Source organism: Sorangium sp. So ce887, from assembly GCF_051521455.1.
Lineage (GTDB): Bacteria > Myxococcota_A > Polyangia > Polyangiales > Polyangiaceae > Sorangium.
Genome location: NZ_CP150354.1, coordinates 1087279 through 1106521 on the forward strand (window position 1 = coordinate 1087279; position 19243 = coordinate 1106521).

At 70.5% G+C, this 19243-nt stretch carries 16 protein-coding genes; 10 read left to right on the top strand and 6 right to left on the bottom strand.

All coding sequences use genetic code 11. The features are described from left to right. Window positions 1–149 precede the first annotated feature (149 nt). Genes WMF36_RS04135 through WMF36_RS04145 form a run of 3 tightly spaced genes read left to right on the top strand, consistent with a single transcriptional unit; the run spans window position 150 to window position 5319 of the window. On the top strand, window positions 150–1637 hold the full coding sequence (locus WMF36_RS04135) for a sensor histidine kinase (protein WP_437578298.1): 1488 nt from the start codon (window positions 150–152) through the stop codon (window positions 1635–1637). Further along, entirely contained in the window at window positions 1634–3055 is a 1422-nt protein-coding gene (locus tag WMF36_RS04140) for a sigma-54-dependent transcriptional regulator (protein WP_437578299.1), read from the top strand. Before WMF36_RS04135 ends, WMF36_RS04140 begins: the two co-directional genes overlap by 4 nt. 8 nt (window positions 3056–3063) lie before the next feature. Next, window positions 3064–5319, top strand: coding sequence for a hypothetical protein (locus WMF36_RS04145; protein WP_437578300.1), 2256 nt, complete (start codon window positions 3064–3066; stop codon window positions 5317–5319). Window positions 5320–5338: 19 nt separating this feature from the next. Here the strand turns inward: WMF36_RS04145 and WMF36_RS04150 are convergent, their stop codons facing one another. The 3 genes from WMF36_RS04150 to WMF36_RS04160 all read right to left on the bottom strand — a co-directional run bounded on the left by WMF36_RS04150 (window position 5339) and on the right by WMF36_RS04160 (window position 7322). Then, window positions 5339–6364: a hypothetical protein gene (locus WMF36_RS04150; RefSeq protein ID WP_437578301.1), complete on the bottom strand. Its 1026-nt coding sequence runs from the start codon at window positions 6362–6364 to the stop codon at window positions 5339–5341. After that, window positions 6357–6782 carry a hypothetical protein gene (locus WMF36_RS04155; protein WP_437578302.1) on the bottom strand — a complete coding sequence of 142 codons (426 nt, stop codon included), beginning with the start codon at window positions 6780–6782 and terminating at the stop codon, window positions 6357–6359. The genes WMF36_RS04150 and WMF36_RS04155 overlap by 8 nt, the downstream gene beginning before the upstream one ends. Window positions 6783–7130: 348 nt before the next feature. Further along, the gene (locus WMF36_RS04160; RefSeq protein ID WP_437578303.1) at window positions 7131–7322 is read right to left on the bottom strand and encodes a hypothetical protein; all 192 of its coding nucleotides are present in this window, start codon (window positions 7320–7322) and stop codon (window positions 7131–7133) included. A 329-nt stretch (window positions 7323–7651) separates the two neighbouring features. Between WMF36_RS04160 and WMF36_RS04165 the strand changes: the two genes are divergently transcribed. The 5 genes from WMF36_RS04165 (at window position 7652) to WMF36_RS04185 (ending at window position 13519) form a co-directional block, all read left to right on the top strand. Next, window positions 7652–8428: an SIMPL domain-containing protein gene (locus WMF36_RS04165; protein ID WP_437578304.1), complete on the top strand. Its 777-nt coding sequence runs from the start codon at window positions 7652–7654 to the stop codon at window positions 8426–8428. 156 nt (window positions 8429–8584) lie between these two features. Beyond that, the gene (locus WMF36_RS04170) at window positions 8585–9928 is read left to right on the top strand and encodes a hypothetical protein (RefSeq protein WP_437578305.1); all 1344 of its coding nucleotides are present in this window, start codon (window positions 8585–8587) and stop codon (window positions 9926–9928) included. 220 nt (window positions 9929–10148) lie between these two features. Continuing rightward, window positions 10149–10988: an inositol oxygenase family protein gene (locus tag WMF36_RS04175; RefSeq protein WP_437578306.1), complete on the top strand. Its 840-nt coding sequence runs from the start codon at window positions 10149–10151 to the stop codon at window positions 10986–10988. A gap of 329 nt (window positions 10989–11317) precedes the next feature. Continuing rightward, window positions 11318–12640 carry an endo-1,4-beta-xylanase gene (locus WMF36_RS04180; protein WP_437578307.1) on the top strand — a complete coding sequence of 441 codons (1323 nt, stop codon included), beginning with the start codon at window positions 11318–11320 and terminating at the stop codon, window positions 12638–12640. Between the two features lie 246 nt (window positions 12641–12886). Then, window positions 12887–13519 (top strand): MarC family protein, encoded by a 633-nt coding sequence (locus WMF36_RS04185; RefSeq protein ID WP_437578309.1) that lies wholly within the window; start codon window positions 12887–12889, stop codon window positions 13517–13519. A 19-nt stretch (window positions 13520–13538) separates the two neighbouring features. Here the strand turns inward: WMF36_RS04185 and WMF36_RS04190 are convergent, their stop codons facing one another. Both WMF36_RS04190 and WMF36_RS04195 read right to left on the bottom strand, forming a co-directional pair. After that, on the bottom strand, window positions 13539–14417 hold the full coding sequence (locus WMF36_RS04190; RefSeq protein ID WP_437578310.1) for an NmrA family NAD(P)-binding protein: 879 nt from the start codon (window positions 14415–14417) through the stop codon (window positions 13539–13541). After that, window positions 14414–14869: a nuclear transport factor 2 family protein gene (locus WMF36_RS04195; protein WP_437578311.1), complete on the bottom strand. Its 456-nt coding sequence runs from the start codon at window positions 14867–14869 to the stop codon at window positions 14414–14416. The genes WMF36_RS04190 and WMF36_RS04195 overlap by 4 nt, the downstream gene beginning before the upstream one ends. A gap of 136 nt (window positions 14870–15005) precedes the next feature. On the opposite strand from WMF36_RS04195, the gene WMF36_RS04200 reads away from it, so the two are divergent. Beyond that, the gene (locus tag WMF36_RS04200; protein ID WP_437578312.1) at window positions 15006–15962 is read left to right on the top strand and encodes a helix-turn-helix domain-containing protein; all 957 of its coding nucleotides are present in this window, start codon (window positions 15006–15008) and stop codon (window positions 15960–15962) included. After that, the gene (locus WMF36_RS04205; RefSeq protein WP_437578313.1) at window positions 15959–17638 is read left to right on the top strand and encodes a right-handed parallel beta-helix repeat-containing protein; all 1680 of its coding nucleotides are present in this window, start codon (window positions 15959–15961) and stop codon (window positions 17636–17638) included. Before WMF36_RS04200 ends, WMF36_RS04205 begins: the two co-directional genes overlap by 4 nt. Window positions 17639–17680: 42 nt before the next feature. On the opposite strand, the gene WMF36_RS04210 is transcribed toward WMF36_RS04205, so the two are convergent. Then, the gene (locus WMF36_RS04210) at window positions 17681–19180 is read right to left on the bottom strand and encodes an endo-1,4-beta-xylanase (protein ID WP_437578314.1); all 1500 of its coding nucleotides are present in this window, start codon (window positions 19178–19180) and stop codon (window positions 17681–17683) included. Window positions 19181–19243: the final 63 nt, after the last annotated feature.

Consider the following 19243-nt stretch of genomic DNA (forward strand, 5'->3'; position numbering starts at 1 on the left):
CCTCGAGGGTCACCGCGTTGTGACCCTCTCGGTCACAGATCGCCCCCTCGCCGGGATCGGCGAGCGCGTCGCCCGGCCGGATCGGGGCCGAGGACGCCTCTCGCGGCCCCGGTACGCGGCTTGCGACGCGGCGGGCGGTGTCCTCGGCCATGGCTCCGCCTCCCGCTCCGCAGCGCCTCTATCGGCTCCGCCGCCGGCTGCTCCTGGTCATCAGCCTCCTCGTCGCCCTGGTGGTGGCGAGCGGCGCCGCCACGGTGCTCACGGGCCTCGCGTCCCGCCGCGCGATCCTCGAGGCGCACGACCTCGAGGTCGCGTCCCGCCGGGCCGCGCTCCTCAGCGTCACCGCGCGCGAGCAGTACATCCACGAGGCCCACACGATCATCCTGCGCGACCGCTCCCACGTCGCGCACCACGACGCCTGGGTGAGCGAGCTCGGCGACAAGCTCGCCGAGCTGCGGCCCAGCCTCGGCGCCGACGCGGCCGCGCAGCTCGACGACATCGGCAGGGCGAGCCGCGAGCTCAGCGAGCTCTTCGCGAAGGAGATCCTCCCGGCGATCGACAGGCAGGACTGGCACGCTGTCCACCACGCGCACGATCGCGCGAACGCGCTCGTCGACCGGATGACCGAGCACGCCGACCGCCTGGCGCGGCACTACGACGAGCGCGCCCTCGCCGCGGAGCGCCGGGCCGAGCAGTTCATCCGGTTCGCGCTGATCCTCGCGACGGCCGTCTGCGCGCTCGCCGCCGCGCTCGCCCTGATCGCCGGGCGCAACCTCTGGCGCTCGTTCTCCACGCCGCTCGCCTCGCTCGAGCGCGTCGCCGAGCGCGTCGCCACGGGGGATCGCAGCGCGCGCGTCGAGCCGGTCGCGGCCGTGGAGCTCGCGGCGGTCGCCGACGCGTTCAACCGCATGCTGGACGCGCTCTCGCGCGCCGAGGCCAGCCTTGTCGCCTCGGAGCGGCTCGCGGCGGTCGGGCGCGTCGCCGCGGGCGTGGCGCACGAGATCAACAACCCCATCGCCGTGATCCGCGGCTACGTGAAGACGATGGTGAAGGAGGCAGGGACGCCCGAGCTCCGCGAGGAGCTCTCGATCCTCGACGAGGAGGCGGCGGCCTGCCAGCGCATCGCCGAGGAGCTGCTCATGTACGCGCGCTCGCCGGTCCTCGCGCCGCGCCCCGTGCAGGCCGACGAGCTCCTCCGGGACGCCGCCTCGCACTGCGACGGGCCGCCCGGGCGGGGCGACCCGCGCCTCTGCGTGGACGCCGAGCCGGCCTTCATCGCGGTGGATCCGCTCCGGATCCGGCAGGTCGTCGTCAACCTCGTGGCCAACGCGCGCGAGGCGACCGCGGGAGACGAGGAGATCGTCGTGCGCGGGAGGCGGCTTGACGGCGGGTACCTCATCGAGGTCCTCGACCGGGGCGCCGGCGTCCCCGACGAGGCGCGCGAGCGGCTGTTCGAGCCGTTCTTCACCACCCGCCGCGACGGCACCGGACTCGGTCTCGCGGTCTGCTATGGTCTCGTCACCGCGCACGGCGGGACGATCCGGGCGGAGCCCAGGCCGGGGGGCGGCTCCCGGTTCGTGGTCGAGCTGCCGGGCGTCCTCGTCGACGAAGCAAGGGAGAGCCAGGAGCGCGCATGAAGCCGACGGTGCTTGTCGTGGACGACAAGGCGAACATGCTGACGCTGCTCTCGAAGGTGCTCGGCAAGGGCGCCAGGGTCCTGACGGCGCGGGGGGTGCGGACGGCGCTCCAGGTCCTTGAGACCGAGCCGGTCACAACGGTGCTCTGCGATCTGCGCATGAACGACGGGGACGGGCTCGACGTGCTGCGGGCGGTGCGCGCGCGCTGGCCCGGGGTGCCGTTCATCCTGATGACCGCGTATGCGTCGGTCCCGACCGCGGTCCAGGCGATGCGCGAGGGCGCCTACGACTACGTGATGAAGCCGTTCGACCCGGACGAGCTGCGCGCGCTCGTCGAGCGGGCGACGGCGCAGGCCGCCGTGCTGAAGGGCGAGTCGAGCGCGCCGGAGGCGCAGGGCTTCGCGGCCATGACGGGGCGCTCGCCCGCGATGCGGGCCCTCTACACGATCATCGAGCGCGTGGCGCCGACGGACGCGACCGTGCTCATCTTCGGCGAGACGGGCACCGGCAAGGAGCTCGTGGCGCGCGCCATCCACGAGCACTCGTCGCGCGCGTCGCTCCGCCCCATCGCGGTCAACTGCGCGGCCATCCCGCGCTCGCTCATCGAGAGCGAGCTGTTCGGCCACGCCCGCGGCTCGTTCACGGGCGCCGTCGCCGACCGCGCGGGCCTGTTCGAGGAGGCGCACGGGAGCACGCTGTTCCTCGACGAGATCGGCGAGCTCCGGCCGACGGTCCAGGCGAAGCTCACGCGCGTGCTCGAGGAGCGGGCGGTGCGGCGCATCGGCGAGTCGCGCGAGCGCAAGGTCGACGTGCGGCTCATCAGCGCGACGCACCGCGATCTCCGGGCGATGGTCAAGGCGGGCGCCTTCCGCGAGGATCTCTGGTTCCGGCTCAACGTCTGCGTCATCGAGCTGCCCCCGCTCCGCGACCGCGCCGAGGACATCCCGCTGCTCGCGCAGCGGTTCCTCGCCGAGCGGGCGCCGCAGCCGCGGTCGGTGGTGACCGGGTTCTCGGCCGCGGCGATGAGCGCGCTCCAGACGTACCGCTGGCCGGGCAACGTGCGCGAGCTCAAGAGCGCTGTCGAGCGGGCGCTCGTGGTCGAGACGGCGGGCGAGATCCGGCTGGAGTCGCTGCCGCCCGAGGTGCAGGGGGCGAGCCCGCTGCGGCTCACGAGCTCGAGCGACATCGACCTTGCCCAGCTCTCGTACCGCGAGGCGGTCGACGCCTCGCGCGAGGAGATGAACCGCCGCTACCTGGAGGCCGTGATGCGCCGCTTCCGGGGCGACGTGCTGAAGGCCGCCGCGCACGCGGGCGTCGAGCGCGAGAGCTTCTACCGGCTGCTCCGCCGCTGCGGCCTGTCCGCCGACGACTTCCGCGAGGAGCGCCGGGGCGCGGGCGCGGACGGCGCGAAGAGCTGAGTCGAGCGATGGGCCGTCCCGGAGCAACGAGGGTCGCTGCGGCGCTCCTCGCCTGCCTGCTCGGCGGCGCGTGCTCGGAGGCGCCGCCCCCGCCGGCCGGGCAGGGCGGCGCCGGCGCGACGTCCGTGACGACCACCTTCGTGAGCATCGGCACGGGCTTCGGGGGCGCCCCGGAGGAGCTGCCGCACACGTTCCTTGTGACCGGCGTGGTCACAGACGGCGCGGCGCCGCTGGAGGGCGCCATCGTGATGCAGGCCGGCGGGGAGCCGGCCCTCCTGACCGGCCCGGACGGCGCGTTCTCCATCGAGATCACGCGCGACATCCCGGGCCAGCCAACCGTGGTCGCCGCGAAGATCGAGTATCGGACCGACGGCATCGAGTTCGAGCTTCTCCCCGACGGGCCGGTGGAGCTCGCCCTGCGCCGCGTGTCGCCGCCGGACAACGCGCTCGGCTACACCTATGGCGACCCGGGCGAGGGCGACGCCCACAACTCGACGCGCTTCTGCGACCACTGCCACACGACGCTCGTGGCCCAGTTCCTCGAGTCGGGGCACGCGCGGTCGGCCAGGAACCCGCTCCTCCAGGCGGTCTACGCCGGGGTCTCGCTGGCTCACGAGGACGAGGCGGCGTGCGCGGCCGCGGGCGGGCGCTGGAAGGCCGGCCGCGTTCCGGGGACCGAGGCCGGCGTCGCGATGCGGTGTTACCTCGGGGGCGGCGTCTTGCCGGATCTCAACCCCTCCTGCGGCGGGGCGGCGCGGCCGTCGTGCGATGATCCCGCGCTGCCCGCGGCGGAGCGCCCGGCGGCGTTCGGCGCGTGCGCCGACTGCCACGCTGCGGGGATCGACGGCCCCGCGGGCGGGCGCGACCTGCTCGACGCAACAGGCATCGCCTTCGAGAAGGGCGACCACTGTGACGTCTGCCACAAGGTCCGCGACGTCGACCTGAGCAAGCCGCCCGGGGTCGCCGGCGCGCTGATGATCCAGCGCCCGCGGGAGCGGATCTCCGTGGATCCTTCGTCGAAGCTCCTGGAGGTGATGTTCGGCCCGCGGCCCGACGTGCCGAACAGGTTCATGGGCGGGAGCTATCAGCCGAAGTTCTCGACCTCGGAGTACTGCGGCGGCTGCCACGAGCAGAGGCAGGCGGCGCTCCTGCCGGGCGCGGCGCTCGACCCGGCGCGCTGGCCCGACGGGCTGCCGATTCACGAGACGTTCTCCGAGTGGGCCGGGAGCGCGTGGAACCGCCCCACGTCGCAGTGCCAGGGCTGTCACATGCCGGGGGTCCCGTCGCTGAAGAACAGCGTCGACGTGGCGACCGAGGCGAACGCGAGCGTCTCGCTGGGCTTCGTCCGCCCGCCGGGGTCGGTCCTCTCGCACATCTTCCGCGGCCCGCTGGAGGGCACGCCGCCGCTCATCCGGGGCTCGGTCGAGGTCCGCATCGCCGCCGCCTCGGTCGTCTCGGGCGAGCTGGAGGTCACGGTCGCCCTGGCCAGCGAGCTCTCGGGCCACGCGGTCCCGACCGGGGAGCCGATGCGCGCGCTCGTGCTCCTCGTCGCCGCGGAGGCCTGCGGCGGGCCCATGGCGGCGTCGAGCGGCATGACGGTGCACGACACGGGCGGCGCGCTCGCGGAGGCGCGCGTGGGCGCGGGCGCGGGCGCGCAGCTGACGGGCGCCGTGCTCGCCTGGCCGGAGGGCGCGGCGCGCGCGAGGGCAGGGGACGTGGTGCGGGTCGTCCGCCCCACCGGAGCGCATGACGATTACACGGGTGTCGGCCGCTTCGCGGATCCGTCGCTCGACGCCGCCGACAAGGGGCTCGAGATCCGCGCGCCGGTGGGCGAGGCGCGGGTTGTCGACGTCGACGCGGGCGGGGGCGGGATCACGCTGAGCGGCGCCATTGCTGCGCAGGACGGGGATATCGTCTACCTCGGCGCGCCGCTGCCGGCGCCGCCGGCCGATGCCGAGCGACCGGCGGCCGCGTTCGCCGGGGCCGCGGGATACACCTTCGCGAAGGTGCTGGTCGATCCGGCGGGCGCGCGGCACGCGCCGCAGCACCGCGCAGTCGACATCGCCAGCGATAACCGCATCCCGCCGGGGCATGTCGCGGTGACCTCGCACGGCTTCGCGATCCCCGCGGGGTGCTCGGGGACGGCGAACGTCACTGCCACGCTGCTCTACCGGCCTGTCCCGCTGGCGCTCGCGCGCGAGCGGGGGGTAGGCGCGCGCGATCACCTGGTCGATTCGGCCTCATGGCCGGTGCCGCTCGATTGAGCGGAGCCGCCGCTACGCCTCACAGCCGAGCGAGCCGTCCATCTTCGAGCAGCATCCAGGGGGTCGAAGGCGAGTACGCCTCGGTCCCGGCGATGGGCAGGCTTGGCGCATCCGTGAGCTGATCGAGCCCCTTGTCTCGGAGCCGCATCCCGCGTTCGGTGAGGCGATAGACCTCCGAGAGCATCGGGTAACCAGCGTTAGGCGGCTTCGGTCCAGGCGCACGCTCCACAGCCGCGCTTGCGTCGTGGTCCGCCCAATGATTCAGGCGATCGACAAGAAACAGATCTCCTGTATACGACAGGAATCCACGCAACTCCGTCCCCTGCTGCGACTTATGGCAGAACACGGCGAGCGGTGTCCGCCATTCCTCTGACAGGAGCTCCAGCAAGAGCTCGTCGAATCGACTCAAGAGCAGGCGACCGTCCGGAGTCCTCCTTGCATGAAAGCAGGAGAGCAGGGCCCACAAAGAAGCGAGCTCCGGGAACCCTTCCACGCCGCGGGCGCAACTTTCAACGAAGGGTCGAGGATCCGCATCGGCGTACATGGCCCATAATTGCGCGGCGCGATCGTAGCGCTCGCGTGGCCAGGATTGCGCTTTGTCGAGGCGCTCTAGAAGGATCGCGTCAGAGCGATCAGATACCGAATCTGTGCACTCGAACATCGGCGCCGGCTCGTCAAGTTCACGTGAGATGGCCAGTGGCGCAAAATCGATAACCGTCACCTCATCGTATGAGATTCCGACCTGGTGCAACCAGCTACAGGCTCTCCACAGGTTCAACCGCTCGTGTACGCTCGACGACGCCCACAAGACAACTGGAGGTTTCCAACAGATCTCCGACGAATGTAGCCGGTCGAATTTTTCGGACGAAGCCCAAAACATTTCACGCGCGCGCGCATGCTCCTCGGCGTCTTGGCGGCTCGGACCGATGACGAGGCAATCAGACGCAGGCACGACGCTGGACGCGCCCATGCGCAACAGCTGCTCCGCCGTCGGCGTGTCGAAGGCAACATGGGTCGCATTGCGAAGGGTCGGGCGGTCAGCCATGGTCACTCAAATCCGCATTCGTAACATTCCGAATACTTATATGGATGTTTGTTGATGCAGTTTCTCTGGCAAATCGCACGAGAGTCTTTTTGTACTCGATCTCACGAGTGCACGGGTAACCCTTGTCCTGGCAGGCTTCGAACATGTCGGTACATGTCTTGCTCGGCGAGCACGCCCCCGCCATCTCCAGCTGTGCGCTGCCCACGTCTTCGCCCCCTCCTTCGTTTGCTTTGCCGTTACTTGGAAAATCCCCCGCCCCTGCCGATTCTGTCGGATATCCAGCACCCGCGCTTCCTGGATCCACTGTGTCGCAGGTGTAGGACAAGTCGCATGCCGACGCGAGCACCATCACGAGCCCGCCGCACAGCACGAGCGCGCTCACCTTCGCCTTCAGGCCGTGTTCCCTGTTCTTACCCATCCGGATGAGCGCATCCGATCTCGCAGCAAAAAGGCGGCGTCAACAGGTGATCTGGCCACATTACGTCCGGACGGTCCTTGCACCTGCGAAGCGGAGCGCGACCGGTCGCGATGGTGGTCGAGGCGTGCGTCAGCGAGCTCGGCAGCGTCTCGTCCACCCGCTGGCTCTGCGCGATCGCGCTGGCGACGATGACGACCGCTTCAAGGTAGACACGCCGGCCCAGGAAGACGACCGACGGCGGCGTGACCCGTCGCCGGCACCCCTCCCGGCGGCAGCAGAGTAAGCGCCCGGCCATCGCCATGGGCGCGCGCCCGTGCGGCTCACGTCGCGCGACGCCTGCGTCGACGCTCACCGCGTGGGGTCGGAAGGACGCGCGAAGTCCTCGCGGTAGCTGCCCTGCTCGATCTCGTGCAACAGCGACGTGCGCTTCGGCGCCCATCCGAGCCGGCGTGCTCGCGTGGCGCGCACGCGGCTGTTGGACGCCCCGCAGTAGCGGACGGCATCCTCACCGAAGGCGGCGATTGCCTCGGCGAGCGGCAAGGAGACGGTGCTCCCTTCGTACCCGAGCATGCGGCCTGATGGCGGCGGCGCTGTCCAGGAACCGGGCCTCGCCCGCCTCGGCGAAGAGGAAGTCGGCGCCGAGCCCTGAACGAGGCGGTTGATGGCGACGCTCGCAACCTGAATGCCCCGCTTTCATGAAATGCTGGAGTTCCGTTCGATGATTCGATCCGATACAGGACACCTCCTCGCCTTCTGCACGTCCCGTGAAACCTGGCGGCGCGCAGGAGGCCGTCAATGGCGCATCCGCTGCCGAGGCCCTGTGCTTCCTTATGCGTCCGCCTTAGATTCTCCGCGGAATGGAGGGACCCATGACGAATACGACAAAACTCTTCGCCTTGCTCGCGACCTGCGTGATATCCGCCGTCTCCGCGCCCGCGCTCGCGGTCGGGGGCGCGGGTACGCAGGCGGCAAATGTGGAGAATGCGGCCGCATCTCGGCTCCTGACGGTCGCTGGACACGGGGAGGTGATGCTGAACCCGGATTCGCTGCGCACGAGCATCTCGATCCGGGTGCGGGCGGAGACGCTGGCGCAGGCGCGCGCGGAGGCCGGGAGCAAGACGCGGGCGGTGATCGCGGCGCTGGAGGGCCTCGGGATCCAGGCGTTGCAGGTCCGGACCGTGGAGATCGCCGTGACGCCGATCCCGGAACGCCAGAGGCCGGGGGACGACACGCCGCCCCGGATCATCGGCTACGAGGCGGAGAGCAGGCTCTCGGTCGCCCTGCGCGACGTCACCGTCAAGGAGCTGCGCGCCCACGGCTCGCGTATCCTCGATACGGCGCTCGCCGCGGGCGCCAATGTCGTCGGCGGGGTCGACTTCTTCCTGAGCAAGCCCCGGGAGGCGCACAGGCTGGCGCTCGCCGCGGCCGTGCGCGACGCGCGGGAGAACGCAAAGGTGGTGGCCGGCGCGGCGAACGTCACGGTGAGCGGCCTCCGCACGATCAAGACCGTGGCCGCGGAGAGCTACGGATACGCGCAGAAGGCCATGATGGCCGACGCCGTGGAGACGGTGACCGGCTTCCCGGTCGAGCCCGGGGAGATCCGCGTGACCACCCAGGTGACGGCGAGCTTCCTGTTCACGAAATGACCCGGCTCGATTGCAGCCGAGCAACATGTCGTGTGCCGGGGTCGGCTCGAGCAGAATTCGCTCGGTGATCTCCTCGGTGAACACGATGATCCCACCGATCTCGCCGCCCGTCGTGTACCACGGATAGATCGTCCACCGCAACGCGAAGGAATCCCCATGAGAGTCGGCGTCGCCGCCATGATCCTTGTTTCCTTTCCCTTCCACGCTGCCTGCTCCGACGGCGGCTCATCGACCGGAGACGGCCGGACCGGCGGAACGGCCGGATCCGGCGGTGCCGCGGGGACGGGCGCCGGCGGCACGACCGGGGTGGGCGCCTCGGCGGGCGCGGGTGGCACGGGCGCGGGCGAGCTGCTCGATCTCTGCGCGGGTCTCGTGCAGGACAAGGAAGCGCACCCGATGACCGAGCTCGCCAAACCGGCGCTCGGCGAGGTCGTCACCGACGCCGAGTTCGGCACCACGATCCGCCGGATCACGGCGGTCGCGGTGGATGGCGGGAACGACCCGGTCATCAAGCCGATGTACTCGACCATCTCGGCGTGGAACGCAGACGAGTCGAGGCTCATCCTCTTCTCTGTCGCGGCCGGCGAGCACCAGCTCTACGACGGCAAGACCTATCAGTTCATGAAGGCGCTCGACATCTCGCCCGCGGACATCGAGCAGGTCTACTGGCACACCTCCGAGCCCGACATCCTGCTCTACGTCGACGGCAAGGACTTCATCCGTTACCACGTCGGCGCCGGCACGAAGGAGGTCGTGACGACGTTCGACTTCTGCTCGGGCGGCCCGAGCGCGGGCAGCGACCCGCTGTTCATGTCGTGGGACTCGAACCGCATCGGCCTGACGTGCGATGACCAGGTGTTCATCTACGACATCGGCCAGAACACGGTGCTCGCGAGGAAGACGCTCGACGAGAACCCCGCCCAGGTCGCGCCGAGCGGGACGCTGGCGTTCCTGAGCGACAGCGGCGGCGTGACCGATCCGCAGCTGAACGTGCTGCGTACTCTGGACCTGCTCGAGCCGTACGGTCACGCGTCGTTGAGCAGGGTGAACGGTCACGACACCTGGAACGGGGTTGTCTACGACCCCGGTCCCGGCGGCAATGAGGACATCGGGCTCCTCGTGACATGGGATCTCGCGGACGGCACCTCGAAGGTGGTCATCGGGCCGGAGACGGGGTGGCCCTATCCGCCGACAGGGCACATCTCGGGGATGGCGTACAGGCAGCCGGGGTGGATGTTCGTGTCGTCGATCGGCGATCCGTCGGGGGCAGGGGTGCTCGACATGGAGAACCTGATCGCCGACACGAGCACGGGCAAGGTCTGCCGGATTGGCCGCCACCGGAGCTGGGGCAAGGAGAACACCAGGCTCGCCGAGCCGTACTGGGCCGAGCCGCACACCGTGCCCAGCCCGCGCGGCACGCGCGCCGTGTTCGGGAGCGACTGGGGCAATGGCGATACCGTCGACACCTACGTGATCGAGCTGCCCGGCTACAAGCCTTGATCACGGGCCGCGAAGGGCCTCGCGCGGCTCGATGGGATGGAGCACCGACGTCGTGGGAGGGGCGCGAGGACGAGGGGATCCTGCTCGTACGGAGCGCGGGCGAGGCGCTGTCCTGGATGTGAGCGCCGGCGCATCGGGCCGCTCGCAGCCCGCGCGGTGCCGCGCGCCTGCGCCGCGAGGGCGCTGGCGCTGGACAGGGGGGTACGCTATGGCCGGAGCGATGAGCGAGCAGCGTGAGAAGACGTCAGGCGTGGAGGGGAGCGCCGCGCGCGGAGAGGCGGGAAAGACGGAAACGTCGGCGTTCCGCGATTACCGCGCCGAGGCGCGGCCGAGCGTGAAGGAGTTTTACCGCCTGAACCACGAGGGGCAGACGCTCGCCTTCGTGCAGGAGAAAGAGCGGCAGTACCTCGGGCTCGACCGGCGCCGGATGGGCATGTGGGAGGTGCTCGAGCTGCTCGACCAGGTGGTCGACGACAGCGATCCGGACACGGAGCTGTCGCAGATCGCGCATGCGCTCCAGTCCGCGGAGGCGGCGCGGCGGGACGGGCAGCCGCGGTGGTTCGTGCTGACCGCGCTCATCCACGACGCCGGGAAGATCCTGTGCACGTGGGGCGAGCCGCAGTGGGCCGTGGTGGGCGACAGCTTCCCGGTGGGCTGCGCCTTCTCGGACCGGATCGTCTTCCCCGAGCTCTTCGCGCGGAACCCGGACATGACGAACCCGGCGTACCAGACGCCGTGCGGGATCTACGAGGAGGGCGCGGGGCTCTCCCGGGTGCACATGTCGTGGGGGCACGACGAGTATCTGTATCATGTGGTGAAGGACCACCTGCCGCTCGAGGCGCTCACCATGATCCGATATCACTCGTTCTACGCGGCGCACCGCGAGGGAGCGTACGGGCACCTGATGAACGAGCAAGATCGGCGGATGATGGAGTGGGTGCGGCGGTTCAACCCGTACGATCTGTACTCGAAGGCCGACGCCCCGCCGGACGTGGAGCGGCTGAAGCCGTTCTACAAGGATCTCATCGCCGAGCTCCTGCCGGCCGAGCTCCGCTGGTGAGGGCACCTGTCGCGCTTGCTGTCGGCTCCTCGAGCGGGTGCCAGGCGCGCTCCAGGAGCAGGGCGAGCCAGGTGTGGGGTGCCCTACTGATTCGCCCTCCGACACACGTTGTTGCCAGAGCGAAATTATAAATTAAGCGTGAAATTTTCCCGGAGACACATATCCCTACAAGCCCGCATCGTGAAGCTGTAGGCTGGGGGGATGGCGGCCGATCGACTGCCGCTTCGGACCCCCTCGGGGGCTGCCCGTGCGCGGTGTGGCCGCGGCGATGATCAAGGCACGCCTTCGCGGGATTTATGGCAGGGATTTTCCCTTTGGAGGATGCAAGCATGAGGTCAACACCCCTTACCCTTCTACTCTCGGCATTCCTGTGCGCTACCGGCTGTTCGGACGGCGGTGGCGACGGGGGAGGGGAGACCGGCGGCGCGGGCACGACGGGCGGCACTTCGGGCGGCACGACAGGCGGCACGGGTGGCGCGACGGGCGGCACTTCGGGCGGCACGACAGGCGGCACGGGTGGCGCGACGGGCGGCACCTCGGGCGGCACGACAGGCGGCACGGGTGGCGCGACGAGCAGCTCGGTCGGCACGGGCGGCGGCGGCACGGGCGGCGGCGGCACGGGCGGCGGCGGCGCGGCCGCCAGAACTCCTGCTGCAAGCGCCGCCACCATGAGGGAGGCCGGTGAGAAGGCGAACCCCCCGATCCTGATCGGCGCGGCCATCTCGGGCTCCGGCCTCGGTGATAACAACTACAAGCGCGTCGCTGCTGCTGAGCACAACTACGTGACAGCAGAGAACGAGATGAAGTGGAACGCGCTGGAGCCCAACGCGGGGCAGTTCAGCTGGGGCGCCGCCGACAACATCGTGAACTGGGCGCGTGACAACAACATGAAGGTCAAGGGTCACACGCTGGTGTGGCACAACCAGTTGCCGGGGTGGGCGAACTCCCTGAGCGGGGCGGCAGCGGTAGAGCAGGCCATCCGCAGGCACATCGAAGGCGTGATGGGGCACTTCAAGGACCGGGTCAAGGACTGGGACGTGGTCAACGAAGCGGTCCTGACCGACAGCGACACCGGCGTCGGCAATCCCCGCATGCGACCCTCGGTGTTCCAGAACGCGCTGGGCGAGAGGTTCATCGACCTCGCTTTCGAGATCGCGAGAGAGCAAGACCCCACCGCCAAGCTCTATTATAACGATTACAGCATCGATGCGCTCAATGACAAGGCCGACTTTGTCTACGAGATGATCAAGGGGATGGTCGAGCGCGGGGTCCCGATCGACGGCGTCGGGTTCCAGATGCACATCGGCCCACCGAACAACAAAGCCGGTGGAGCGGATGTGGCGGCAAACTTCAAGCGCTTCACCGATCTGGGCCTGGAAGTGCTGATCTCCGAGATGGACATCAACCGTTGCGGCGGTCAGGTCTCCGCCGAGGAACAGCTCACGTTCTATCACGACATCGTCGAGGCCTGCTTCGTGTTGCCCAAGTGCGTCGGCATCACCTTCTGGGGGATCAACGACGGCAGGTCGTGGCTCAACAGCTGGAGCGGGGCGCTGTGCAACGGGCAAAGCTCTCAGTCTCTGCTCTTCAATGACCAGTATCAGAAGAAGGAGACCTACAACAAGGTGCTGGACGCGCTGCTGGGCCGCTAGGGTCCTCCTCGCGCCGCGGGCGGCGACGGCCCGGTCACCGGCGCAGGTCGTCCGCCCGCTCTCCTCTCCTTGCTCCCCTCCCTCGCGCAGCGAAGCTGCCTGGCGGCCGCCCGCCGCCACGTCGGCCGCCGCAGCTCCGCTGACCCATCACCGCAGATTCATCCCTGGGCGACGCGGTGCTAGCGCGACCCTCGACGATGTGGGAGATGCGCCTGGCCCGCGGGGTCCGCGACGCGTCCGGTGAGCATGGCCCATTACGTCTCGGTCTTCCTCATGTCGCTGTCGGCGATCTTCTTCGTCGTGGATCCGATCGGCATCGTGCCGCTGTTCCTGACGATGACGGCGGGCGATCCGCCGGAGAAGGTGCGGCGCACGGCGCTCCGGGCGTGCGCCGTCGCCGGCGGGCTCATGCTCTTCTTCGCCCTCTTCGGCGGAGTCATCTTCAAGGTCTTCGGGGTCTCGCTGGCCGCGTTCCGGATCGCGGGCGGCCTCTTGCTGCTCATCACGGCGCTCGACATGCTGCGCGCCCGCTCCTCGGCGACGCGCACCACCCCGTCCGAGGAGCAGGAGGGCATCGCGAAGGAGGACGTGGCGCTCGTGCCGCTGGCCATGCCGCTCCTGGCCGGGCCGGGCGCCATCGCCACGGTGATGGTGCTGATGTCGCGCGGGGGCGACGACCCCGTGGCCATGGCGCTCGTGCTCGCCAGCGTGGCCATCACCTTCGTGGCCTCCTACCTCGTGCTGCGCGGCGCGGGGCTGGTGCAGCGGGCGCTCAAGGCGTCCGGCGTGGCCGTGCTCGAGCGCGTCATGGGCCTCATCCTGGCCGCCATCGCGGTGCAGTTCATGGCCGACGGCGTGAAGGAGCTCTGGCGCGGGTGACGGCCCGCGCCGCGCGGACTCACGTGAAGGCGTGCGCGTGGGCGCGGGCGAAGTCGCGGAAGGCGCGCGGCGCGCGGCCGGTCACGCGCTGCACGACGTCGGTGACGCGGTCCTCGGCGCCGTCGCGGATGGCGAGGTCGAGCCGCACGAGGAACGCGGCGTACGGCGCGGGCACCCCCGCCTTCACGAGGTGCGCGCGGGCGGCGTCCTCGTCGACGCGGATGTGGCGTATCGTCCGGCCGGCGACCTCGGACACGATGGCCGCCACGTCATCGTAGCTGAGCGCCTCCGGGCCGGTGATGACGTGCGACGCGTTGTGGGGCGCCTCGTCGAGGAGCGCGCGCGCGGCGACCTCCGCGATGTCGCCGGCGTCGACGAAGCCGACGCGGCCGCCGCCCGTCGCGGTCGTGAGCTCGCCGGGCCCGGCGATCCCCGCCCTGTGCCAGTGGCGCGGATCGATGAAGTTCTGCATGAACCATGAGGGCTGAAGGACGGTCCACTCCGGCGCGCGCTCGCGGAGCGCGCGGTGGACGAGGCCGATCCCGGGGCTCCCCTCCGGCACGGCCGACGAGCTGAGCAGCACGAAGCGGCGCGCCCCGCCCGCGAGCGCCCGCTCGATGAAGGCCACCATGAGCGCCGAGGGCTCCTCGACCATCGCGGGCGCCACGAGGTACGCGCGATCGACGCCGCGGAGCGCCTCCTCGTGCGTGGCCGGGTCGGCCCAGTCGAAGCGCGCGTGCTCCACGCCCTCGCGCGCGTCCGCGTCGCGCGCCGTCCGGCTCGCGACGCGGACGCGCGCGCCGGCGGCCTCGAGCCGCGCGGCGATGGCTCGCCCGGTGGTGCCCGTCCCGCCGGTGAGCAGGACGCGCGGTCCGCCGCTCCCTGCGCGCGCGCTCACGACGCCGCCTCGCGATGCGCGGCGAGCGCGCCGCCGAAGGCCTCGAGCACGGGCGCCGGATTCCAGTACTCGCGGTACCGCACGATCTTGCCGTCTCGCGTGGCGACGACCATCACGTAGTCCTGCTCGTAGCGTTTGCCCGTGGGCAGGAGGGTCGCCGAGCCGTGCACCTCGGCGAGCGCGACGTCGGGGTCGGTCGTCGGATACCGCCGCACGTCGCCGAGCGACAGGTCGCGGAAGCTCTCGAGAATGCCCTCGAAATGGCGCCGGATGGCCGGCTTGCCCTCGAATCGGCCCGGCACGCCGACCGCAGACGCATACGGGAACTCCACGATGGCGTCGTCGGCGAAGAGGGCGAGCCATCCCTCGATGTCGCTGCCGATGAGGTCGAGGTGGGCGTCGAGCGCCTGCGCGGCGTCGAGCGAGCGGGGGTGCGGCAGAGGGGGAGTCATACAAGGCCTCTTTCTTTCATGGTGATGAGGTCAGCGTAGCGAGGCCGCGATCACCGCGCGTCCAGCTCCACGATCCGCGCGTCCACGGCGCGCGCCGGTGGCGGGGCCGGGCGCGTGCGGTACAGTCGATCGCACCATGTCTGCCGCGTTCGACGAGCTGGCCCGGAGCGTCGCGCTCCGCGAGACCGAGGTGATGCGCTTCGCGCTCGGCGATCGCTGGGGCAAGCGGCAGCCGGCGCGGCGCGCGTCCGCCCGGGTGTACGCGGCGAGGAGCGGCGGCGGATGGATCGACGTGGCGCGGCGGCGGCTCGCGCTCGGCGCGGGAGAGCTCGTGTTCCTCCCGCGGGCCGACGAGCACGCCATCCGCGATCGGCCGACGACGTCGCTCGCGCACCCGGAGGCCGTCTGTCGCGGGATGCACGCCGTGGCCGACGGCGCCCTGGCGACCGAGGCCCCGCCGGAGGCGCAGCTCGTCATCGTCGACCTGCACCTCGACGCGGCGGACGCCCCGTGGATCGCGCTGCTGCCGCCCGTCGTGCACGTCACGGGGGCGACGCCGGGGCTCGCGCGCTGGCTCAACGAGACGCTCGCGCTGCTCGCGGGCGCGCCGGAGCTGTCGCCGGCGCTGCGCCGCTCGGTCGGCGAGACGTGGGCGCACGCGCTGTTCGCGATCGCGCTGCGCGACCCGGCGGCGTCGCTGCCGCGGGCGGAGGCGCTCCGGGACGAGCCGATCGCGGCCGCGCTCGCGCGGGTGCGCGCCTCGCCCGAGCGCGCGTGGGAGCTCGGAGACCTCGCGCGAAAGGCCGGCCTCTCGCGCTCGGCGTTCGCTGCGCGGGCGACGGCGCTCCTCGGCGAGCCGCTCGGCCACCACGTGCGCCGGCTGCGCCTCTCGCGCGCCGCGGTGCTGCTCGGCGAGACGACGCTCCCCGTGAAGCTCGTCGCCGCCCGCGTCGGGTACGACAGCGAGCCCGCGTTCGCCCGCGCCTTCGCGCGCGCCCACGGCGTGAGCCCCATCGCCTACCGGCAGGCGAGGCGGCGGGAGGACGATGCGCTCGCGACGCGGCGGCCTGAGCGCGTAGTCTCCATCGCATGAGGCAAAACGCGAGGCTAGGGGCGCTGCTCGTCGCGATGGCGGCGTGCGGCGGCGATGACGCGACGTCCACGGGCGGCGCCGGAGCCTCCTCGCCGGGCGCGGGCGGGGCCGGCGCGGGCACCGGGGCCGGCGCGGGCACCGGGGCCGGCGGGGAGGCGCCGGGCGTCCCGGCCTACGGGCGCTTCGGCCAGGCCGCGACCACCTTCACGCTGCCGGCGCCGACCCCCAACGAGGGGGAGCGTCCCGCGATCGCGTATCCCGAGCTGGCCAAGGCGTTCCCGGAGGTCGACTGGAGCGCGCTCGACCGGCTCTACATCCCGGCGGGTGACTACCGGAGCCTCCTGCTCGGCGGCCTGCCCGAGCGCAGCGCGGAGCGCCCGCTCGTCATCACGAACCTCGGCGGCCAGGTCAAGGTCGGCGGAGACGCCGCCAACTACGTGTTCGTGCTGAAGGGCGGCAAGGGCTGGATCCTGACCGGCCGCCACGATCCCGTCTCGAAGACCGGCCATGAGGGGTTCAGGGGGCACGCCGAGGGCGGGTTCGCCCACAGCCAGGGGACGTACGGTATCTTCATCGACGACGGGTTCAGCAAAGAGGGCCTGTCGGGGCTGGCCATCGGCGGCGGGGCGTCGGATTTCGAGCTGGATACCCTCGAGGTCGCGCGCGTCGAGTTCGCCGGGGTCATCGCCAAGACCGACGACGACGGGCAGGCCACGATGCGCAACGTGAAGATCCACGACCTGTACGTGCACGACGTCGGATCCGAGGGCATCTACTTCGGCAGCACCCAGGCGCAGCCGCAGCACGCGTTCGAGCGCCTCGAGGTGTACGATAACCGCTTCCTCCGCACCGGCACCGAGGCGCTGCAGGTCGGCCAGCTCGGCTCGGACTGCGAGATCCACCACAACGTCCTCGGGCCCGGGGCGGTCCGGTGGCGGTCGGCGTTCGACCATTACCAGGACGGCAACGTGCAGTTCGGCCAGCGCTACGGCAGCTCCAGCTTCCACCACAACATCGTGATCGGGACGGGCGACCTCTTCGTCGAGCTGTTCCCGACGCGCGTGGACCAGGACCCGCGCTCGCCCGGGGACACGATCTCGTTCACGGACAACTACTTCGCCGACACGTCGCTCACCGGCGTGTACACGCACGCGGTGGACACCGGCGCCACGATACGCTTCGAGCGCAACGTGTTCCTGGGGTTCCACTTCAACTACGATGAGGTGTACCCCGACACGGAGGTGCCGGTGCAGGTCTTCGGCGTGGGCAGCAACGCGCCCAATCCGCACCTCCTGACGGACAACCGGGTGGACGGGCCTTATCCGTTCATCAAGTGGCTCTTCGACAGCGTGACGGCCGAGAACAACCCGACGGTCGCGGTGCCGCGGGTGCGCTTCCGCGACTTCATGGTGGGCGCCATCGACGAGAACACCCGTCGCCTGGAGTGGTGGACCGACCGCGCGACGCTCAGCCCGGACGAGCGCGCCGTGGTGTACCCGAAGGGCTTCCACGTCCTCCACCAGGGCGCGCTCTACGAGGCGATCGACGAAAACCAGGGCAAGCAGCCCGACCAGCACCCCGACGTGTGGCGCGCGCTGCCGCCCCCCGCGGACGACGTCCGGCTGAGCGCCGACTCGCCGCACCAGGGCCTCGGCCTCCGCTGGCCGCCGCCCTAGGCGGCATGATTCCCTGCCGTGAGCGGCCGGGCCCGCGGCTCGTCAGCGGTCGAGGAAGTCCATCAGCCAGGTCATGGCCGGCCGCATGGTGCCGTTCGAATGCTGGATACCCGTGTTGTCCCTCCAGGTCGCGCCGACGATATAACCCCACAGGGTGATGCCGGGCACGGAGGGATGGTTCCAGAACATCGTGAACTGTTCCTGCATCACCCGGCGCTGCTCCGCGTCGTTCGCGATGCCGATGTCGTACTCGGTGATGTGCACGGGCTTGCCCAGCGCGGCCATCTTGTCGATGTACCCCTTCACCGTGTTCGTGTTGATCTTGTAGGCGTCGTGCGCCTGGGCGCCGAGCGCGTCGACCGGGGCGCCTGCGTTGATCACCGCCCTCGCGATCCGCATGAAGTTGTTGTGGTCGTTCTCGTACTCGATGTTGTTGTAGTCGTTGAGGATGAGGACCGCGCGCGGGCAGTACTCGCGGGCCCACTTGAAGGAGTTGACGATCCAGTCCCAGCCGCTGGCGCCGTCGCCGCCGATGCCGTTCTTGTAGGAAGGCGTGGTGTGGGGCGGCGGCTCGTTGACGACGTCGATGTACTTCGTGTCGGGGTAGCGCGCGCAGAACGACCGCATCCAGTCCTTCACGGCCGCCTGCTGATCCGCCCCGGAGAGGTTCGCGAGCCAGCTGGGTTGCTGGGCGCCCCACACGAAGACGTGCTGCTTGAAGATGATGTTGTTGTCCTTCGCGTACTTGTAGATCGCGTCGAGCTTGCTCCAGTCTCGGACGCCGCGGGACCTCTCGACATCGCCCCACTTCCCCTCGTTCTCGGGCGTGATCTGGTTCCAGTAGTTCGCGAAGCCGCTGCGCACCTGGCCGCTCGTCGTGATGTTGCCCACGAACTTCCCGCCCGGCGTCCCGCCGCCCCCGCCGCCGGAGCCGCCGGAGCCACCCCCACCGCCGGAGCCGCCTGCACCGCCGGAGCCGCCCTGGCCGCTGCTCGACGAGGAGCTCGAGGACGAGGAGGTCGATGACGACGAGCTGGAGGACGAGGAGCTAGAGGACGAGGCGCTAGAGGACGAGCTCGCGCTGCTGCTCGACGAGGACGTGGCCGTGCTGGTGCCCGAGCCTCCATTGCCGTTGACCGAGGCGACCGTGGGCCTCCCGGTGCCGTTCGCGCAGAACCCAAATTTCGTATTTTGTCTCGCAGCCAGCGATCCGTTGTAGCTCTGGTTCTTGACGTTGATCTGCCCGCCCGACGTCGTGGAGATCGCGTTCCACAGGTTGGTCACCGTCGAGCCGTTGAGCGCGATGACCAGGCTCCAGGCGGTGGCCGCGCCGGGGCCGTTGTTCGTCACCGTCACTTCCGCGCAGTACCCGCTGCCCCACTGCGACTGGAGCGCGAGGTCCGCCGCCATCGTGTTATCCGCGCTGTTCACCGCGGAGTCGAAGGAGTCGCTGTCTTCCAGATCGGCTGGCTCGATGCTGCAGGCGAGCAGGCAGCACGCGAACGACAGGGACACATGACCAAGCAAGCGATCGATTCGCATCAAAGTTCTCCATGATCCGGCCGGCCGGGCCGCAGGCTTCTGCTCAAGATGGATAAGTAAACC